The organism is Dermabacter sp. p3-SID358 (assembly GCF_025147465.1).
In the GTDB taxonomy this organism is placed as follows: domain Bacteria; phylum Actinomycetota; class Actinomycetes; order Actinomycetales; family Dermabacteraceae; genus Dermabacter.
The window spans coordinates 1-17,846 of the sequence record NZ_JALXOZ010000021.1 but is presented as its reverse complement, the minus strand read 5'-3'; the positions used below and the strand labels follow the sequence as shown (position 1 = coordinate 17,846).

Sequence of the window (17,846 nt, the reverse complement as noted above, 5' to 3'; positions counted from 1 at the left end):
TGCGCGTTCACTCGGGGCGCACGCGAGAAAACCCCGGGCCCTCCGATCGCGGACAACCCGGGGTTTCGATGAAAAAGACAGGCCCTACAGCGCCTTCGAGATTGCCTCGACCGACGCCTTCGCATCGCCGAGCAGCATGCCCGTGTTCTCGTTGAAAAACAGCGGATTCTGCACGCCCGCGTAGCCGGCGCCCATCGAACGCTTAAACACGACCACGTGCTTCGCCTCCCACACCTTGAGCACGGGCATGCCCGCGATCGGGCTGCCCGGCTCCTCGGCGATCGGGTTCACCGTGTCGTTTGCGCCAATCACGAGCACGACGTCGACGTCGCCGAAGTCATCGTTCACCTCGTCCATCTCGAGCACGATGTCGTAGGGAACCTTCGCCTCGGCAAGCAGCACATTCATGTGCCCCGGAAGGCGGCCTGCAACCGGGTGGATGCCAAACGTGACATCAACGCCGCTCTCACGCAGCTTCTTCGTGAGTTCCGCGACCGGATACTGCGCTTGTGCCACGGCCATGCCGTAGCCGGGTGTAATCATGACCTTCGCGGCACCCTTGAGAAGCTCAGCAGTCTCTTCGGGCGTGATCTCGGTGTGCTGACCGTAATCACGCTCGGCGGAGGACGAGCCACCGTCGGAACCAAATCCACCGAGGATCACCGAGATGAACGAGCGGTTCATCGCCTTGCACATGATGTAGCTCAGGTACGCACCCGACGAGCCAACGAGCGCACCCGTGATGATGAGCAGGTTGTTGCCGAGCATGAAGCCCGCGGCCGCCGCGGCCCAGCCCGAGTAGCTATTGAGCATCGACACGACAACGGGCATATCGCCGCCGCCGATCGCCGCAACGAGGTGGAAACCAAGGAACAGCGCGAGGAGCGTGAGCAGGATGATTGAAGCCCAGCCCGCGAAGCCCTCGCCGCCACTCGCCATAAACACGATGCCGAGCACGAGCGAGAGCACAAGAACGCCGAGGTTGATCCAGTTGCGGCCCGGAAGCATGAGCGGCGCGCCCTTGATCTTCGCCGAAAGCTTCAAGTACGCGACGATCGAACCCGTGAACGTCACGGCACCGATGAAGATGCCGAGTGCGACCTCCCCCAAGTGGAACGTTTCCATCGCGGGCGAAATCCCGTGCGGGTGCAGGAAGCTATTGAAGCCAATAAGCACCGCAGAAAGGCCCACGAACGAGTGAAGCATCGCGATGAGCTCGGGCATGCCCGTCATCTCGACCTTCCTCGACAGCACGATTCCCACGGCGGCGCCGATACCCATCGCGAGGGCGATGAGAATGAACGTCACGATCGGGCCATTGAAATGGACCGGATCCGCGTGCGAATTCACGAGGGCACGCGCGATCGTGGCGACGAGCGCAACGAGCATGCCCGCCGCGCCGAAAAGATTGCCGCGCTTCGCGCTCGTCTGGGCGCTGAGCCCCACGAGAGCGAGGATGAAGAGGATCGCCGCGGCGATATACGCGAGATTCGTGAGCCTCAAAGTCCAATCAATCAGCTGCATATCCACTTCTCAGCCCTCCCTCGAAAACATGGAGAGCATGCGGTGCGTGACCGTGAACCCGCCGAAAATGTTGATGCTCGCAATCACGATCGCGATGAACGACAAGATCGCGACCGCGATGTTCGCGCTTCCCACCTGCAAAATCGCGCCCACAAGGATGATGCCGGAGATCGCATTCGTTTCGCTCATGAGCGGTGTGTGGAGCGAGTGCGTGACCGACGTGATGACGTAGTAGCCCACCACGATCGCGAGCATCAGCACCATGTACTGCTCCGCCACTTGGAAGGGGCTCGCGAGCACGAGCGCCACACCAAGGATTCCGCCGATCACCGCCGCGACCGTTCCCGCGTGGGATTTCTTTGCTTTGGATGCTTCCGCGGGAGCGGGCGTCGCTTCGGGGGCCGGTGAGGCAGGCGCGGCCGAAACCTTCACGGGCGGCGGAGGCCACAGCACATCCGCCTCACCATCGTGCGCGAACGTCACGGTGATGCCGCGAACGATCGTGTCCTCGAAGTCGAGCATCATGACGCCATCCTTCTTGGGTGTCACGAGCTTCATGAGGTTCACGATATTTTGTCCATACAGCTGGCTCGCCTGGCCGGGAAGCCTACCCGCGAGATCGGTGTGGCCCACAATGATCACGCCGTTCTCGGTCTGATACACCTCGCCAGGCTTCGTGAGCTCACAGTTGCCGCCGTTTGCGGCAGCCATATCGACGATGACCGAACCGGGCTTCATGTTGTGCACATCCGCGGCCGTGAGAAGCACGGGAGCCTTGCGGCCCGGGATGTTCGCGGTCGTGATGACGATGTCCGCCTCGGCCGACTGGCGTGCATAGAGCTCCGCGGCGGCCTTCGCCTGGTCGCCCGTCATCTCCTTCGCGTAACCGTCCTCAGACTTCTCCGTCTTCGCCGGAATCGCGACGAACTCCGCACCCATCGACTCAACCTGCTCAGCAGCCTCGGGGCGAAGATCAGTGGCTTTCACGATCGCGCCCATCGAATTCGCCGTTCCGATAGCCGCAAGACCCGCAACGCCGGCCCCGATTACATACACGTTCGCGGGCGGCACCTTGCCAGCCGCCGTGACCTGACCGGTGAAGAGACGACCAAAGTTGCTCGCGGCTTCGATAACCGCCCTATAGCCGGCAATATTCGCCATCGAGCTGAGAACGTCCATCGACTGCGCACGAGAAATGCGCGGAACGGCATCCATCGCGAGAGCCGTGAGGCGTTGCTCCTTGAGCTCGTCAATGAGCTCGGGGTTACGACCAGGAGTCATGCGGGAAATCAGCACGGCGCCGGCAAGCATCTTTTCGCGCATTTCCCGCGGCGGAGTATCGAGGGTCGTGACGACATCGGATTGCCACACCTCCTCCCCCATGATCTCGGCGCCGGCTTCGGCGTAGGCGGAATCGAGGTATGAAGCGCGCTCTCCCGCGCCGCGCTCAACCGCGACCTCGTACCCAAGCTTGAGAAGCTTGCGAACGGTGTCGGGCGTGGCGGCAACGAGCGGCTGATCCTCGAGGCTTTCTCTCGGGATTCCGATTCGCAATGTCACTCCTTAGTGAGGGTGGCCCATGGGGCGCATGTGGCCTGCTACGAATCTACCCCGTGCACGCGAGGCATACGGTCCGTTCTCCTCTTCAGGTGGAGAAAAACGACGTCGTGAGCTCGGTTTGGCGCTGCCTGGTCACTTTTCTCCACCCTGAGTTGGCGGGGGTGTCCGACGGTTGCCCGGCCCCTCATGTTTAGAGCTTCGTGATTGGCGCGTAGCGTACGAGGAGGCGCTTCTTGCCGTGCGGGTCGCGGAACTGGACCTCGACCTGGAGCTTCTCCCCCGCGCCACTCGCGGAGATCACGGTGCCCATGCCGAAGCTATCGTGTGTCACGCGATCGCCAACCTCGAGACTTGGGATCTCGCTCGCCGTTTTCGCCTTCTTGCCGGAGCCAAAGCTCGGCCGCGACACGTCGCGTCGACCGCCACCCACGCCGAGGCCCGTCACGGAGGGGCCGCGCGTACTCGAGCCACCAAAGCCGCGGGAGCGACCCGAGGCGCCCCAACCGTCGGAACCGAAACCGCCTCCGTAGCCGCCGCCAAAATCGGCGTAGGCACGTGCGTTTCCGGCGCGGGCAACATGCACGAGAGCCTCGGGGATTTCCTCGAGGAAGCGCGATGCGGGGAAGAACTGGGGCGAGCCCCACGCGGCGCGCACGCTCGCGCGTGTGAGAAAGAGGCGCTCGCGCGCACGCGTGATCCCCACGTAGGCGAGGCGACGCTCCTCCTCGAGTTCCTTCGGGTCAGCGAGCGTGCGCTGATGCGGGAACGTGCCGTCCTCCATACCCGTGAGGAACACGATCGGAAACTCGAGGCCCTTCGCGGTGTGAAGGGTCATGAGCGTGACGAACTGGTCTTCGCCCTCGGGGATCTGATCGGAATCGGCAACGAGGGAAACCTTCTCGAGGAACTGATCGACGAGCGAGCCGGTGGGAGGTTCATCCTCTATCTCCGTTTCATCTTCGAATTCCGAGGCCGCGGCCTCTGCAGCGGCGAGATCAGCTTCAAAATCGGCGGCAACGCTCACGAGCTCCGCGAGGTTCTCGAGGCGGGATTCGTCTTGAGGGTCATCGCTACTTTGCAGTGACGCGTAGTAGCCGCTCTCGCTCAAGATCGACTCGAGCACCTCGCTTGGGCCCTCGCCTTTCTCGACCTGTTCGCGCACACGCCCCATGAGCGCCACGAACTTCTCGATCGCGCCGAGGGAACGCGTGGCGATTCCCGGGGCTTCGCTCGCGCGTTCGAGAGCCTCGCCGAAGCTGATGCGCTCCTGCTCGGCAAGCGCCGACACAGCGCCCTCGGCCCTCTCTCCTATTCCGCGCTTGGGCGTGTTGAGGATCCGGCGCAGGTTGATTTCGTCCGCAGGGTTCGTGAGCACGCGAAGGTACGCGATCGCGTCTTTGATTTCGCGGCGCTCGTAGAAGCGCGTGCCGCCCACGACCTTGTATGGGAGCCCCACGCGGATCAATTGATCTTCGAGCGCGCGCGACTGCGCGTTCGCGCGGTAGAAGACCGCGATATCGCCGGCCTTCGCGCCCTCGTCGATCAAGGCATCAATCTGGCGAGTGATGTAGCGGGCCTCGCCCTGCTCGTCGTCGGCGACATACAGCGTGATTTGCTGGCCATCGCCCTGATCGGTCCACAGCTTCTTGGGGCGCCGGCCCTGATTTTCCTTGATGACCGCATTCGCGGCGCTCAGGATCGTTTGCGTAGAGCGATAATTCTGTTCGAGAAGGATCGTGCGGGCACTCGGGAAGTCTTCTTCAAACTCGATGATGTTGCGGATCGTCGCGCCGCGAAACGCGTAAATCGACTGATCCGAATCGCCCACGACCGTGAGATCGGCGTGCGGATCCTCACCCACGAGCTCCCGCACGAGCTTGTACTGCGCGGTGTTCGTGTCCTGGTACTCATCCACGAGCACGTGACGGAACCGACGGCGGTAGCTCTCGCGAATCGCCGGATTCTCGGCGAGCAAGCGCACGGTCATCCCGATGAGGTCGTCGAAGTCCACGGCGTTCGCCGTGCGCAGGCGCTCCTGGTACTGCGTGTATACCTGCGCGATGGTGCGCTCGGCGGGATTCTTCGCATTTTCTGCCTGGGCCGCGTACTCCTCGGGGGCGATGAGCTCGTTCTTGAGCGAAGAAATCTTCGACTGGAAGGCGCGCGGAGGATGCTGCTTTGAATCGAGTCCGAGATCCTTCGCAATGTTCGTGATGAGCCGCTTCGAATCGGCCGAATCGTAGATCGAGAACGTCGACTTGAGCCCAGCGGCTGCGGCATCGCGCCTGAGGATGCGTACGCACGCCGAGTGGAAGGTCGACACCCACATGTAGCGTGCCGCGGGCCCGATGAGTGCCTCGACTCTCTCTTTCATTTCGGAGGCGGCCTTGTTCGTGAAGGTAATCGCGAGGATCTCGCCGGGAAGCGCTTCGCCGCTGCGCAAGAGGTGGGCGATGCGGCGCGTGAGCACGCGGGTTTTCCCGGAACCCGCGCCGGCTACGATCAGGAGCGGGGAGCCGCGGTGCTCAACGGCGTCGCGCTGGGGTGGGTTCAGCCCCTCGACGATCTCTTCAAGGGCGCTCTCATCACGCCCGCCCCATGCCGCGAAGTTTTCGTGGCGCACGGGTTCGGGTTCTTCGGGAACCGGCTCGAAATGTGGGATCGGTTCGGGGCTCATCGATTCTGACGCTTCCTCGCCGAATGCGGTTGCCCAATCTTCGGGCGGGGCGTCCTCGGAAAAATCCCAGTCATCCGGAGGCGGGCAAGCGTCGGAATCTCCCCGCGCGCCCCCAAAATCTGCTGAGCGCTCCGGACTCACACCGCTCCCCGCACTTGCGACGCCTGGATCGCCCTCACCCCCGCTTCCGTCGCCATTCTTGCCGCTCCCACTCTCACCGAGCGCGCGGAAGGACTCCGGAAGCGGGAAATCGTCGAAAAGCGAGGACATTCAATTACCTTCGATAGCGGTGTGGATCGGGCCGTGGGCTTTGCAGGTCGCTGCCCAACCCGCCCCTCCAACTGGTGTGAATTGTGCGGGGCGAGCTTTACATGAACACGCCGATAGCGATGTTGACGACGATACCCACGGGGATCGCGAACCACACGGGTGCGGGCGTTGCTTCGCGCTTCTTGACCGCCATGAACGCGCACGCCGCAACGACGACCGAGAGCACGAGCTTAATGCCGATCGCGATGTGGTTGATGGCCATGCCATCGATGATGCCGATAACCGCGGCGATGAGGCCAAGCACCGGTGCTGCGGCAGACATGTGCGCCATGCCGGGAAGTGGCTCGCGGGTTTTTGCCGCGGCGATCCACATGCCGAACGCGCCCGCCCAACAAAGAATGTGCAAGAACACGAAAATCATCATGAGTGTGTACATGTCTCCACTCTACGAAAGGGGTGAGACATTTAAACTCAAGCGCTCCGCGAAGGTCGCTCGCATCACGTCGAGGGTGCGCAGCTTTCTGCGAGAATGGTCCGCGATGAACGACTCCTCGACGCCCACGCCCCTCACCACGCGGCAAAAAATTCGCCACGCGCTTCTCGCGGCGATCTCCATCGCGATCGCCGCGATCGTGATCGTATGGCTCATCCCCCGCGCGGTGGACACGTCGTGGGAGCACATCTTCGCCTCCTTTGACGGAATTAGCTGGTGGTGGATTCTCTTCCTTATTTTTGTGGCCCTGGTCGTGCTCGCGATCGATTCCGTGGGGTTCGCCGCGTGCTTTCGCGGAGTGGGCTTGAGAGTCGCCTCCGAAACGAATGCCATCGCGCAAGCGGTCACAGTCGTCGTTCCCATGGGCTCGACGATCTCGCTCGGCCTCATCTACGCACGGCTCAAACGCGCCGGTCTTGGCATAAAAAGAATTGCCTCGGGCACGCTTCTCGCCTCGCTCGCCGATATTCTCGCGCAAATCCTCTTGCCCATCCTCGCCGTCGCACTCGTGGCCCTTTCGCCACTCGATATTCCGCTGTGGGGCCGCATCGCCCTCGTCGTTGCCGCAGCGATCGCCCTCGCCCTCACGTGCGCCGCGCTCGGATTCCTCTCGAGTGAAAAACTCTTGCGGAGCCTCCTTGTCCGCGTGCAAAAAGTCGTAGATGCCTTCAACGAGGGCTTCGGCGGTCAAAGCCGTGACCTCGTTTCGCCCGCACTCGATACGCGAAAAATGGCGGTGACCGATGCCCATGGTTCGCGCGTGTTGATTCTCGGCGCGCCGACGCTCGCGCGACTCGCACAAGGCTTCGCGTTCATCGCGTGGTGCATGCTCGGTTACGGGTTTGAGATCAGCCCGCTCGTTCTGTTTGGAATCTACGCTCTCAGCCGATTGCTTTCTCTCATTCCTTTGACACCAGGCGGCATCGGCGTGATCGACGTGGGCGTCGCGTGGGCGCTCGTCCAATGCGGCGCCCCGAGCGCTGCGGCTGTTTCGTGTGCGCTCGCATTCACACTCAGCCAGGTTCTCACGCCTGCTCTCGCCGGCGCGCTCGCCATCCCGATCGGAGTTCGCGATGCCGAAGCTGATGCCAAGACCAGGAGGGCCTAAAGCCCGCGCCTCTCCATGAACGCGGCAAGTTCGGCGAAGAACATCTTCCTCGGGGCCTCGAACGCGAGGGCCATGTCGTGCGTTGCCCCCGGAATCCGCGCGATCGTCAGATCCCGCCCCGCGTTGCGGGCGTTCGTCACCTGCTGCTCGACGTTCAAGATCGCATCGCTCGTGTAGGCGCGGCGGCTGAAGAAGAGGCCGAGAGCCGAGCGCGTCGATGCCGTCATGAATATCGGCTCGCGAATATCGAGCCCGCGCGCGAGCTCGGATTGGGCGCGCGCGACTGCGGCAAGCGTGCACGCAGGCATCGGGAATGACTCAAACGGCTTGTACGGCACGTGCCAGTCCCACTGCCCGCCAAAATCAGCGTGGAGAGTGCGGGCGTAGAAGTCGGGCAAACCTGGCACGACAGTCTGCAGCGGCCGGATCCGCGCAAGCATCTCGAGTTCCGGCAAGAGGGCTCGTCTCGCAAGGGGCCCGCCATGCAGTTCCAGCCACGGGGAATTGAGCAGGAGGGCCGACGCTTGCCCGGAATTCTTCGCCGCCCACGTCACCGCGGTGAGGCCGCCAGTGGAATGAGCGTAGATCACTGGTTTCTTCGGGCTGAGGCCGCGCTCGCGCGCATCGTCGCTCGCGATCTCAATCGTGCGGGCGATTTCTTCCCCGTACTCGCCCACGTCACCAATCGCGGTCGCCACATCGCCGTCGCGAAGCGAGCGACCATTGCGGCGCAGGTCAATCGCCCAAAAATCGAAACCGCGATCGTTGAAGAACTGGGCAACGTGCGGGTGGAAGAAGTAGTCGGACCAGCCGTGGAGATATAGCGCGATCGCCCCCGTGGCGAGTTTCTGCGGTGCGCGGCGAGCGATGGTGACGAAGCCGCACGGACCGAAAGCATCCTCGCCAAGGTCGTGGTGGGCGATGTCAAATCCATCGGCGATCAATGCCGAGTCATCAATGGGTGGGTAAGTGCGGTTGTGCAGGGCGGGCATCGCTTTGGGATTCCTTCATCGGTATTCGCGCTCGATCGCGCATCTCTTTGCCGTCACGAAGAGCCGTGTGGGGTGTGACGTGACCCCGCGCGGGTGTGCCTCTACTTTAAGTCCCAGGCGCCGCAGTGTAACCTAGAGTCCGAAACTTACTCTCCAGGGCGAAATCCGCCCGCATGTTCGACGCACAGGGGGTCGTACCTATGGGTCGTGGCCGTCAGAAAGCCAAACAGGCCAAGATTGCTCGGGACCTCAAGTACTACAGCCCGCCTACTGACCTCAATGCGCTCCAGCGCGAACTGAGCGGAAAGAAGAACGAGTCCACGTCGTGGGACGAAGACGACCGCTACGAAGACAAGTGGGCGAGCGAATACGATGATTGGGACGACGAGGACGAGGAGTCCTGACCCCGCCTCTGCTCTCCCCCTCCTCTCCCCCCTTTACTTGGATTGACGTAGCTAAACGGCTGTAACTCTTCGCCAGTTACAGCCGTTTAGCTACGTCAATCCTCTTTTTTCTTGGAGGGAGGGGAAGAAAAAAGGGGAGGGAAAGCAGCCCCCACCGTGGATTCCATAGGGTTTGCGGGCGTTATCCGAACGGCTCAAACCCCCACATCTTCTATGCAATCCACGAATTAAGCAGTGACGAGGACCGGGCCGCCGTCGGCTCCCTTCGCCCCTTGCACGAGCACATCGCTTGCACCGCGCGGCTCTGGCAGGGATTCGCGCGTGACAACCTCACCGATCACCCGCGAGCGCACCCCCTCGGCTTCGAAAAGACGCACGATCTCGTCGGCACCCTCGGCGCTCGCGACCGCGACCATGCCGAGCCCCATGTTGAGAGTCGCCTCGAGATCAGCGAGCGGCACGCTTCCCCACTCGCCGATGAGTCGGAATACCGCGCCGGGCTCCCATGATCCGCGACTCACGCGCGCGCCGCACTCGCTAGGGATCACACGTGCGAGGTTGGCGGCAAGCCCGCCGCCCGTCACGTGGGAAAGGGCGTGCAGTTTTCCGACGCCCGCCTGCTCAAGGACGCGCAGAATCTGCGCGCTGTAGATGTGCGTCGGGGTGAGAAGTTCTTCGCCGAGGGTCTTCCCGAATTCGTCGATGTGCTGCTCGAGGCTCAGCCCCGCGTGGCTCACGACGGCGCGCACGAGTGAGTAGCCATTCGAGTGGAGACCGCTCGAATCTATGCCGATGAGCACGTCGCCAGCGCCAACGCGCTCCGCGCCGAGCATCTCGGAGGCTTCGACTACACCGACGGCGGCCCCCGCGACGTCGTAGTCGTTTTCGCCCATGAGGCCGGGGTGCTCAGCGGTCTCGCCGCCCACGAGGGCGGTATCAGCGAGGACGCAGCCCTCGGCGATGCCACGCACGATGTTGGCAATGCGCTCGGGGTGCACCTTGCCGCACGCGATGTAATCGGTCATCGCGAGGGGTTTCGCTCCGCTCACGACGATGTCGTCGACAACCATGGCCACGAGGTCCTGGCCAATCGTGTCGTGGATGTCGAGGGCCTGGGCGATCGCGATCTTCGTGCCCACGCCGTCGGTGCTCGAGGCAAGCAATGGGCGCTCGTAGTTCTTGAGGGCGCTCACGTCGATGAGGCCCGCGAATCCGCCGACGCCGTCAATGACGTTCGTGCCGTGGGTCTTCTTGACGGCCGCCTTCATGAGTTCGACGGCGCGGTCGCCCGCGTGAGTGTCGACCCCCGCGGCGGCATAGGTGAGGCCTTGGCCTTCGCGTGCCTCGGTCATTTCTGAACCTCCTTGTCGGCCATTCCAAGCAGTTCGCGGCCTTCGGAATCGGGGGCGGGAAGTGGGATCGGGTATTCGCCTGTGAAGCAGGCGGAGCACAGTGTGCTCGGTGACTGGCGGGTGGCGCGCACCATGCCGTCGAAGCTGATGTAGCCGAGGGAGTCGGCGCCGATCGAGCGGCTGATTTCTTCCGTGTCGAGGCCGTTGGCGATGAGCTGAGCGCGATCCGCAAAATCGATGCCGTAATAGCAGGGCCACTTGACGGGCGGCGAGCTGATCCGCACGTGAACTTCACTCGCACCAGCCTCGCGCAGCATGCGCACGACGGCGCGCTGCGTGTTGCCGCGCACGATCGAATCGTCGATCACGACGAGGCGCTTGCCCTCGATTACCTCGCGCAAGGGGTTCAGTTTAAGGCGAATACCGAGCTGGCGCAGCGTTTGCGTGGGTTGAATAAAGGTGCGACCCACGTACGCGTTCTTGACCATGCCCTGGCCGTAGGGAATGCCGGATTCTTGGGCGTAGCCGATCGCGGCGGGAGTTCCCGATTCGGGCGTGGGGATCACGAGATCTGCCTCGACGGGGTGCTCGCGCGCGAGTTCGCGGCCCATCTCGATACGGGACTCATTGACGCTTCGCCCATTGAGGTTCGTGTCGGGGCGGGCAAGGTACACGTATTCAAAAACGCAGCTCTTGCGTGCGGGCTCGAGCACTTGCTCGCAGCGCAAGCCGTCTTCGTCGATCGCGATCAGTTCGCCCGGGGCAACCTCGCGCACGAAGCTCGCGCCACAAATGTCGAGCGCAGCAGTTTCGGAAGCGACAACCCAGCCGTTCGAGAGCCTGCCGAGTACGAGAGGGCGAATGCCCTGAGGGTCGCGCGCAGCGTAGAGGGTCTTTTCGTTCATGAGCACGAAGCAGTACGCCCCGCGAATGCGCCCCATGAGGTCTTTAATATTCGCTTCAAGCGTTCCTTCATGGTTCAGCAGGGCCGTCACGATCGCCGTGTCGGTCGTATTGCCCTGTTTAAGCTCGCCAGTTTTTGAGTCGCCTTGACGCTCATGGAGCAACTGGAGGAGCTCAAACGTATTGACGAGGTTGCCGTTATGGGCGAGAGCGATCGTGCCATCGGGCCGGGGGCCGAGCGTCGGTTGGGCGTTAACCCAGTGGCTCGCTCCCGTCGTCGAGTAACGCGTGTGGCCCACTGCCATGTGACCCTGGAGAGTCTTGAGATTGCCCTCATCGAAAACCTGAGACACGAGGCCCATGTCCTTATAGACCAAGATCTGCTTACCGTTCGAGGTTGCAATACCCGCGGATTCTTGCCCGCGGTGCTGAAGAGCGTACAGCCCGAAGTAGGTGAGGGTGGCGACGTCCTCCCCTGGCGCGAACACACCAAAAACACCGCACTCGTCCTGCGGGCGGCGATCGTCGGGGAGGAGGTCGTGGGTCAGTCGTCCGTCTGCGGCTAGCACTAATCCAGTCTAATACGGCGCTTGAGCCCCCCCCCCGTGGATTGCATAGACGTTGTGGGGGTTTGGACCTGCTCACGAAACCCCCACAAACCCTATGCAATCCAGTAAGCGCATGGGCGGACCGCTCACGAAACCCCCACAAACCCTATGCAATCCAGGTATTGGGGTCCGACGGTTGCCTCCCCACCGCCGACTCTTACTTCTGCTTCACGCGCCTTCGCTCGAGCACCCAGTCGACGATCACGGCGACGAGGGCAAGTCCAACGCCCACAAAGATCACCCCGTACAGCGCCGCGATCAGGAGCGGGGCGATCTCGAAAACGCCACGGAACATACCCCACACGAGGCCCGTAAGAGCGCCGACCACGAGGGCGAGGACGACCCACCCGCCGAGGTTCATTCGACGCTCGCGACGCACGAAAAGAGCGGTGGGCTGAACCGAATCGGAGGACTCGGCAGCGTCGCTGCTCTGGGGGGCGTCGGACCCGAGACCTTCCCCTGCGCCTGCAACCTCCTGAGGGCTCCCCGCTTCACCGGTCGCCCGCGAAACTTCGGTTTCCTCAACGTTTTCAGGCGCGTTTTCGCTCGTCACGTGTCAGTTCTCCTCGATACTAGTGGCGGGCCCGGCAGACTTTTCCGCAGCGATACGCCGGGCGATTGGCACGGGCAGGATCGTAGAAAGGTCGCTACGTTCACCGGAGGCGCTCACTCCGCCGCCCTTCGCGCGCCCCTCGGACCAGCTCAGCTCTCCCGCGGCAAGGCGCATCCAGGTCGAGGCATCCATCTCGACGACCGCGGGCGGCGTGCCGCGCGTGTGGCTCGTCCCCTCAATAATCTGCACGGCACCGAACGGAGGAACGCGCAGTTCGACGGCGCCGCCGGGGTATTCCTCGGCGAGCACCTGGAGGGTGAAGCGAACCGCGAGCGCAAGACTCGACCGCGGGGTGCTTTCGCGCAGCTCACACCAGGAACGGATCGCGGCCGCACCGTCGGAAATGGGGATCGCCTTACGCGCAGGCACCGTCGGACCCCTCCCCCGCGAGGCGCCCTTCGCCGGGAATGAGTGAGTGAACCGCGATTGTGTCGTCGCGATCCGGGCCCACGCCGATCGCCGAAATGCGGCAGCCTGCAAGTTCTTCGAGGCGGCGCACGTAGTTTTGTGCTTCGACCGGGAGGTCATCAAACGTGCGCGCCGTGGAGATGTCCTCGCTCCAGCCGGGCATCGTTTCGTACACGGGCTTCGCGTGGTGGAACTCCGTTTGCGTCATAGGCATGTCGCGGTGGATTTCGCCGTCGATCTCGTAGGCGGTGCAGATCGGCACCTCGTCGAGTCCGGTGAGAATGTCGAGCTTCGTGAGCACAAGATCGGTGAAGCCGTTAATGCGCACGGCGTGACGGATCATGAGGGCGTCGTACCAGCCGCAGCGGCGCGGGCGACCCGTGTTCACCCCTACCTCGTGCCCCTCCACCTGGAGGTACTCGCCCCACTTGTCGAAAAGCTCGGTGGGAAACGGGCCCGCGCCCACGCGAGTCGTGTAGGCCTTGACGATACCGATCGCACGGTCGATGCGCGTGGGGCCAATGCCCGAGCCCGTGCAGGCGCCACCGGCGGTGGGGTTCGAACTCGTGACGAACGGGTAGGTGCCGTGGTCAACGTCGAGGTAGGTCGCTTGACCGCCCTCCATGAGCACGAGTTCACCGCGGTCGAGCGCACTATTGAGCATCTCGGTCGTGTCCACGACCATGGGGCGGATCCGCTCGGCGTACTTGAGCAGGCCTGCCACGATCTCCTCAACCTCCACAGCCCGACGGTTGTAGAGCTTCACGAGAACCCCGTTCTTTTGGCGAAGTGAGCCCTCAACCTTCTGTCGAAGGATCGACTCGTCGAAGAGGTCCTGGACTCGAATCCCGAGGCGGCCAACCTTGTCCATGTACGCGGGGCCAATGCCGCGGCCGGTCGTACCGATCGCGCGCTTGCCGAGGAAGCGCTCGGTGACGCGGTCCATCGTTTGATGGAAGGGGGCGACGATGTGGGCGTTCGCGGAGATGCGCAAGTGCGACGTATCAACGCCTCGTGATTCGAGCGTGTCGATTTCCTCGAAGAGCGCATCGAGGTTCACGACCACGCCGTTGCCGATCACGGGGGTGGCGTTCGGCGAGAGGATCCCGGCGGGAAGGAGCTTGAGCTCGAACTTCTCGCCGTGAACCACAACCGTGTGGCCTGCGTTATTTCCGCCGTTGGGCTTGACGACGTAATCGACGCGATCGCCGAGGAGATCGGTCGCCTTTCCCTTTCCCTCATCGCCCCATTGGGCTCCAACGATCACGATCGCGGGCATGACATCTCCTTGTGCGCGGCGCTCTCGCGCGCGATAGCGAAACAGCAAAGGCCCATTTTACGCGGGGCAGGCGCCGAGGTTAAGGGGCGAGCGTTGTGGCGTCGCTCAGGTTCGGATCGGATTCAGCGATGAAGTCGCGAAGGCGCTCGACCTCTCCGGCCTCGCCTATTGCTTCGGCGGCGCGCACGAGGTGGAGGAGGCACAGGAGAAAACCGCGATTCGGCTCGTGGCTCGAGGGAATTTCGCCCTGGCCTCGCCAGCCGGCGCGGCGCAGAGCGTCTAGGCCGCGGTGGTACCCGACGCGCGCGAAGGCGTAGGCCTCGATGACATCGCCGTCGGCGCTCGCCTCTTCTGCGAGCAGCGCCCACGCGAGAGGCGAGGTCGGGTTGTCAGCCGCGACCTTCCTCGGGTCCTCGCCCTCGCGCTCGCGCACGGGGCGGTCAAGTGCGTCGGGAAGGTGGGTCGGTTTCGGGCCGAGGAGGTTGCCGCCGAGCTCCGGGCGAGGGCGGGACGTCGTGTTATCGCTCATACCCCCACCCTACAAAGGCCACACGTGGCTCATCCTGCACGCAAGCTTCTTCAGAAGGGTCCGGCCACAACCTGCAACAATAGGAGGCATGACTGAGACCCTTGACGGTTCCGAGCTCCTCACGGGGCCCCAGGCCGGAGGAGTGCTCGAGGCGGCCGTCACGAATGCCGGCGGCGAGCTTGTCGATTGGACGCTCGACCATGTCGATCACAGGCCCTCGCGCTCCACGAAAGCCATGTTTCGCACAAAGGTGCGCTGGGTAGAGCTCGACGGCCCCGAGGCCGAACCGCGCGATGAGCTCTTCGGCGTGAGCGCCCACATCGGCGAGCAGGAAAAGAACGTGCTCGCCCCCGAACAGTCCCTCGTGATGACCGACGGCGACATGAACGTGCGCGTGTGGCGCTACCCCCACGACCCGTGGCTGCCGATGCTCCCACAAGTGTGCTACCCGGATGTTCTCCACGAAACTCTCGCACAGCTCGGCGTGCCCACGGGATACGCGGAGGGCACTCCCGTGCCGGTCGAAGTCGTGAGCTATCGACCCGGCCGCCGCGCCGTGCTCAAGGCAACCCTCGCGGACCGCAACGTGTTCCTCAAGGTCTTCCAGCCGCACACGACCTCAAGCGTCGTCAATCTTCACCGGACCCTGCTCGACGCTCACGTTCCCGTGCCCGCAGTCCTCGGTACGACCGAGGGTCTCGTGGTTCTTGCTGAACTTCCCGGTACCGTTCTCGCGAAAGCCGTGATTGACGAGGGAGAGCGCGCGTGCCACGCAGCTGATCTTGTCGCGATGCTCGATCGCCTCCCCGTGTCCCTCATGAACCAGCCCGTGCGCCCCCCGTGGACAGACTCAGCGGAGTTCTACGCCGGCGTCGTCGCCTCAAGCCTCCCCTCGCTCAAGGATCGCCTCGACGTTCTCGTGTACCGCATTGAACTCGGGCTCGCCGACGTCGAGCGCAGGATTGGCCTCGAGCCAACCGAAGTGGTCCACGGCGACTTCTACGAGGCGCAGGTGTTCGTGGACAATTCCCGCGTCGTTGGCGTCCTCGACATTGACGGGGTTGGTCCGGGTCGCCGCGCCGACGACCTCGCGTGCCTGTGCGCCCACCTCTCTGTGCTTGGCGACTACGCGAATCAGGGTCGCCTGACGCTCGACATTCACGAACGGGTCGCGGAGGCGATTCGCACGTGGTATCCCGTTTTCGCGAACCGCGTTGACCCGCAAGAACTCGCACTGCGCGCCGCAGGTGTGGTCCTTTCCCTCGCAACGGGCCCGCACCGCCAGCAGGAGCCCGATTGGGAACGCGCCACGGAAGCGATGGTTCGCGTTGCCGAAACGTGGGTGCAGGTCGCCGAGTACGGGCCGCACTACGTGGGGCCCATGCCGGGCGGGCTCATTTCCGGATCTGACGCCACCCGACCCCGCACGGATGCCACGACGAGTGCCGAGGCGACGAGCACGCCGGCGGGCGACGCCGATGGCACGCCAGCCGAACAACCGGCACAGGACCCCTCGCCGTCGCCGATCATCGTGCCGTCCGTTCCGAGCGCCGACACCTCGTTCGCCCACGGCGCCGCCCACTTCGAGCAGGATCCAACGATTCCCCTCCCGCCGATTCCAGAGCTGTCCGGGCAGCAAATGGAACTCGCGCTCGGCGGCGCCAACGAACAGCCCCACGAACACTTCGGGCGCGCGGGCATCACGATGTCCCCGCCCACCCCCGTCTACGTGCCGGGAATGCGGCGACGCCCTCACGTGCGCCCCGCGCGCCACGCATTCCTGAAGTCGATGGAGGCGGCGCGACCGTCGGAACCCCCGCGACGTAATACTCACCGCGCCGATGCTGCCGAGGGTCCTCCAGCGAAGGCCAACGAGGAAGGAGAGAGCTGATGCGCGCGATCGTTCAGAAGGTGAATGGAGCGAAAGTCGAGGTGCTCGACGCTCACGACAGCCCCCGACGCACAACAGGCGAGTTCGAGGGCGAGGGGCTCGTCGTGCTGCTTGGTATCACGCACGACGATGGCGAGAGCGCGGTCGAGACGATGGCGCGAAAGATCTGCGAGCTGCGCATCCTCGACGACGAAAAATCCGCGCTCGATAAGAACGCGCCCGTCATGATCATTTCCCAGTTCACGCTGTATGCGGACGTGCGCAAGGGGCGCCGTCCGAGCTGGAATAAAGCCGCCCCCGGGCCCGTTGCGGAGCCACTCGTGCAGCAGGTCATTGACAGGGTGCGCGAGCGTGGCCTCACCGTGTACGAGGGCGAATTCGGTGCACACATGCAGCTCAGTATCACGAACGATGGTCCCATGACGATACTCATCGAGACCGAGTAGGGTGGATGCATGACATACACACTGGTACTGCTCCGCCACGGCGAGAGCGAATGGAATCAAAAGAACCTGTTCACCGGTTGGGTCGACGTTCCTCTTTCGGAGAAGGGCCGCGGCGAAGCCACTCATGGCGGCGAGCTCATCAAGGAATCGGGCATCCTTCCCGACGTTGTGCACACGTCGCTCCTGCGCCGCGCCATCATGACCGCGAACCTCGCGCTTGATGCCGCTGATCGTCACTGGATCCCCGTGAAGCGCGATTGGCGCCTCAACGAGCGCCACTACGGCGCGCTCCAGGGCCTCGACAAAGCCGAAACCCGCGACAAGTACGGCGACGAGCAGTTCATGCTGTGGCGCCGCTCGTTCGATGTTCCGCCGCCCGCCATCGAGGAAGGCAGCGAGTTCAGCCAGGACGACGACCCCCGCTACGAGGGCACCGAGGTTCCGAAGGCCGAGTGCCTCAAGGACGTCATTGCGCGCTTCCTCCCCTACTGGGAAGAGGGCATCAAGCCTGACCTCGCCGCCGGTAAGACCGTTCTCGTGGCTGCGCACGGCAACTCGCTTCGCGCCCTCGTGAAGTACCTCGACGACATCTCTGACGAAGACATCGTCGGCCTCAACATCCCGACCGGCCAGCCGCTTGTCTACGAGCTCGACGAAAACTTCAAGCCTGTCACCAAGGGCGGCCGCTACCTCGATGAGGAGGCCGCGCGTAAGGCGGCAGAGGCCGTCGCCAACCAGGGTAAAAAGTAGACTCTCGAATTCCATAGGGGTTGTGGGGGTTTCGGGCTC

Annotated in this window: 16 protein-coding genes; 5 read left to right on the top strand and 11 right to left on the bottom strand. The window is 63.6% G+C overall.

Translation table 11 applies throughout. The features are described from left to right. Window positions 1-84 precede the first annotated feature (84 nt). The 4 genes from pntB to M3B90_RS08815 form a co-directional block, all read right to left on the bottom strand. Complete coding sequence (gene pntB, locus M3B90_RS08830) at window positions 85-1,524, bottom strand: Re/Si-specific NAD(P)(+) transhydrogenase subunit beta (protein WP_259889933.1); 1,440 nt, start codon at window positions 1,522-1,524, stop codon at window positions 85-87. A gap of 9 nt (window positions 1,525-1,533) precedes the next feature. After that, a complete protein-coding gene (locus M3B90_RS08825; protein ID WP_259889932.1) occupies window positions 1,534-3,078 on the bottom strand; it encodes a Re/Si-specific NAD(P)(+) transhydrogenase subunit alpha in 1,545 nt (514 codons plus the stop codon). A gap of 196 nt (window positions 3,079-3,274) precedes the next feature. After that, window positions 3,275-6,031 carry a DNA helicase PcrA gene (gene pcrA, locus M3B90_RS08820; RefSeq protein ID WP_259889931.1) on the bottom strand — a complete coding sequence of 919 codons (2,757 nt, stop codon included), beginning with the start codon at window positions 6,029-6,031 and terminating at the stop codon, window positions 3,275-3,277. Between the two features lie 97 nt (window positions 6,032-6,128). After that, on the bottom strand, window positions 6,129-6,467 hold the full coding sequence (locus M3B90_RS08815; RefSeq protein ID WP_259889930.1) for a hypothetical protein: 339 nt from the start codon (window positions 6,465-6,467) through the stop codon (window positions 6,129-6,131). Between the two features lie 103 nt (window positions 6,468-6,570). Between M3B90_RS08815 and M3B90_RS08810 the strand changes: the two genes are divergently transcribed. Further along, complete coding sequence (locus tag M3B90_RS08810) at window positions 6,571-7,632, top strand: lysylphosphatidylglycerol synthase transmembrane domain-containing protein (RefSeq protein WP_259889926.1); 1,062 nt, start codon at window positions 6,571-6,573, stop codon at window positions 7,630-7,632. On the opposite strand, the gene M3B90_RS08805 is transcribed toward M3B90_RS08810, so the two are convergent. Next, window positions 7,629-8,624 carry an alpha/beta hydrolase gene (locus M3B90_RS08805; protein ID WP_259889924.1) on the bottom strand — a complete coding sequence of 332 codons (996 nt, stop codon included), beginning with the start codon at window positions 8,622-8,624 and terminating at the stop codon, window positions 7,629-7,631. The two genes, M3B90_RS08810 and M3B90_RS08805, sit on opposite strands and share 4 nt — an antisense overlap. 200 nt (window positions 8,625-8,824) lie before the next feature. Here M3B90_RS08805 and M3B90_RS08800 point away from each other — a divergent pair, with 200 nt between their 5' ends. Next, complete coding sequence (locus tag M3B90_RS08800) at window positions 8,825-9,028, top strand: DUF3073 domain-containing protein (RefSeq protein ID WP_259889951.1); 204 nt, start codon at window positions 8,825-8,827, stop codon at window positions 9,026-9,028. A gap of 227 nt (window positions 9,029-9,255) precedes the next feature. On the opposite strand, the gene purM is transcribed toward M3B90_RS08800, so the two are convergent. The 6 genes from purM to M3B90_RS08770 all read right to left on the bottom strand — a co-directional run bounded on the left by purM (window position 9,256) and on the right by M3B90_RS08770 (window position 14,720). Next, entirely contained in the window at window positions 9,256-10,380 is a 1,125-nt protein-coding gene (gene purM, locus M3B90_RS08795) for a phosphoribosylformylglycinamidine cyclo-ligase (RefSeq protein ID WP_259889922.1), read from the bottom strand. Beyond that, entirely contained in the window at window positions 10,377-11,852 is a 1,476-nt protein-coding gene (gene purF, locus M3B90_RS08790; RefSeq protein ID WP_259889921.1) for an amidophosphoribosyltransferase, read from the bottom strand. Before purF ends, purM begins: the two co-directional genes overlap by 4 nt. Window positions 11,853-12,048: 196 nt before the next feature. After that, the gene (locus tag M3B90_RS08785; RefSeq protein ID WP_259889913.1) at window positions 12,049-12,444 is read right to left on the bottom strand and encodes a hypothetical protein; all 396 of its coding nucleotides are present in this window, start codon (window positions 12,442-12,444) and stop codon (window positions 12,049-12,051) included. Window positions 12,445-12,447: 3 nt separating this feature from the next. Then, window positions 12,448-12,873, bottom strand: coding sequence for a sterol carrier family protein (locus tag M3B90_RS08780; RefSeq protein WP_259889911.1), 426 nt, complete (start codon window positions 12,871-12,873; stop codon window positions 12,448-12,450). Then, window positions 12,860-14,191, bottom strand: coding sequence for an adenylosuccinate synthase (locus M3B90_RS08775; protein ID WP_259889909.1), 1,332 nt, complete (start codon window positions 14,189-14,191; stop codon window positions 12,860-12,862). Before M3B90_RS08775 ends, M3B90_RS08780 begins: the two co-directional genes overlap by 14 nt. A gap of 79 nt (window positions 14,192-14,270) precedes the next feature. Next, window positions 14,271-14,720 carry a DUF3151 domain-containing protein gene (locus M3B90_RS08770; RefSeq protein ID WP_259889908.1) on the bottom strand — a complete coding sequence of 150 codons (450 nt, stop codon included), beginning with the start codon at window positions 14,718-14,720 and terminating at the stop codon, window positions 14,271-14,273. Window positions 14,721-14,808: 88 nt separating this feature from the next. Here M3B90_RS08770 and M3B90_RS08765 point away from each other — a divergent pair, with 88 nt between their 5' ends. The 3 genes from M3B90_RS08765 to M3B90_RS08755 are packed head-to-tail and all read left to right on the top strand — an operon-like array spanning window position 14,809 to window position 17,807. After that, window positions 14,809-16,611 carry a phosphotransferase family protein gene (locus M3B90_RS08765; protein ID WP_259889907.1) on the top strand — a complete coding sequence of 601 codons (1,803 nt, stop codon included), beginning with the start codon at window positions 14,809-14,811 and terminating at the stop codon, window positions 16,609-16,611. After that, window positions 16,611-17,057, top strand: coding sequence for a D-aminoacyl-tRNA deacylase (dtd, locus tag M3B90_RS08760; protein WP_259889906.1), 447 nt, complete (start codon window positions 16,611-16,613; stop codon window positions 17,055-17,057). Before M3B90_RS08765 ends, dtd begins: the two co-directional genes overlap by 1 nt. A gap of 9 nt (window positions 17,058-17,066) precedes the next feature. After that, window positions 17,067-17,807, top strand: coding sequence for a phosphoglyceromutase (locus M3B90_RS08755; protein ID WP_259889905.1), 741 nt, complete (start codon window positions 17,067-17,069; stop codon window positions 17,805-17,807). Window positions 17,808-17,846: the final 39 nt, after the last annotated feature.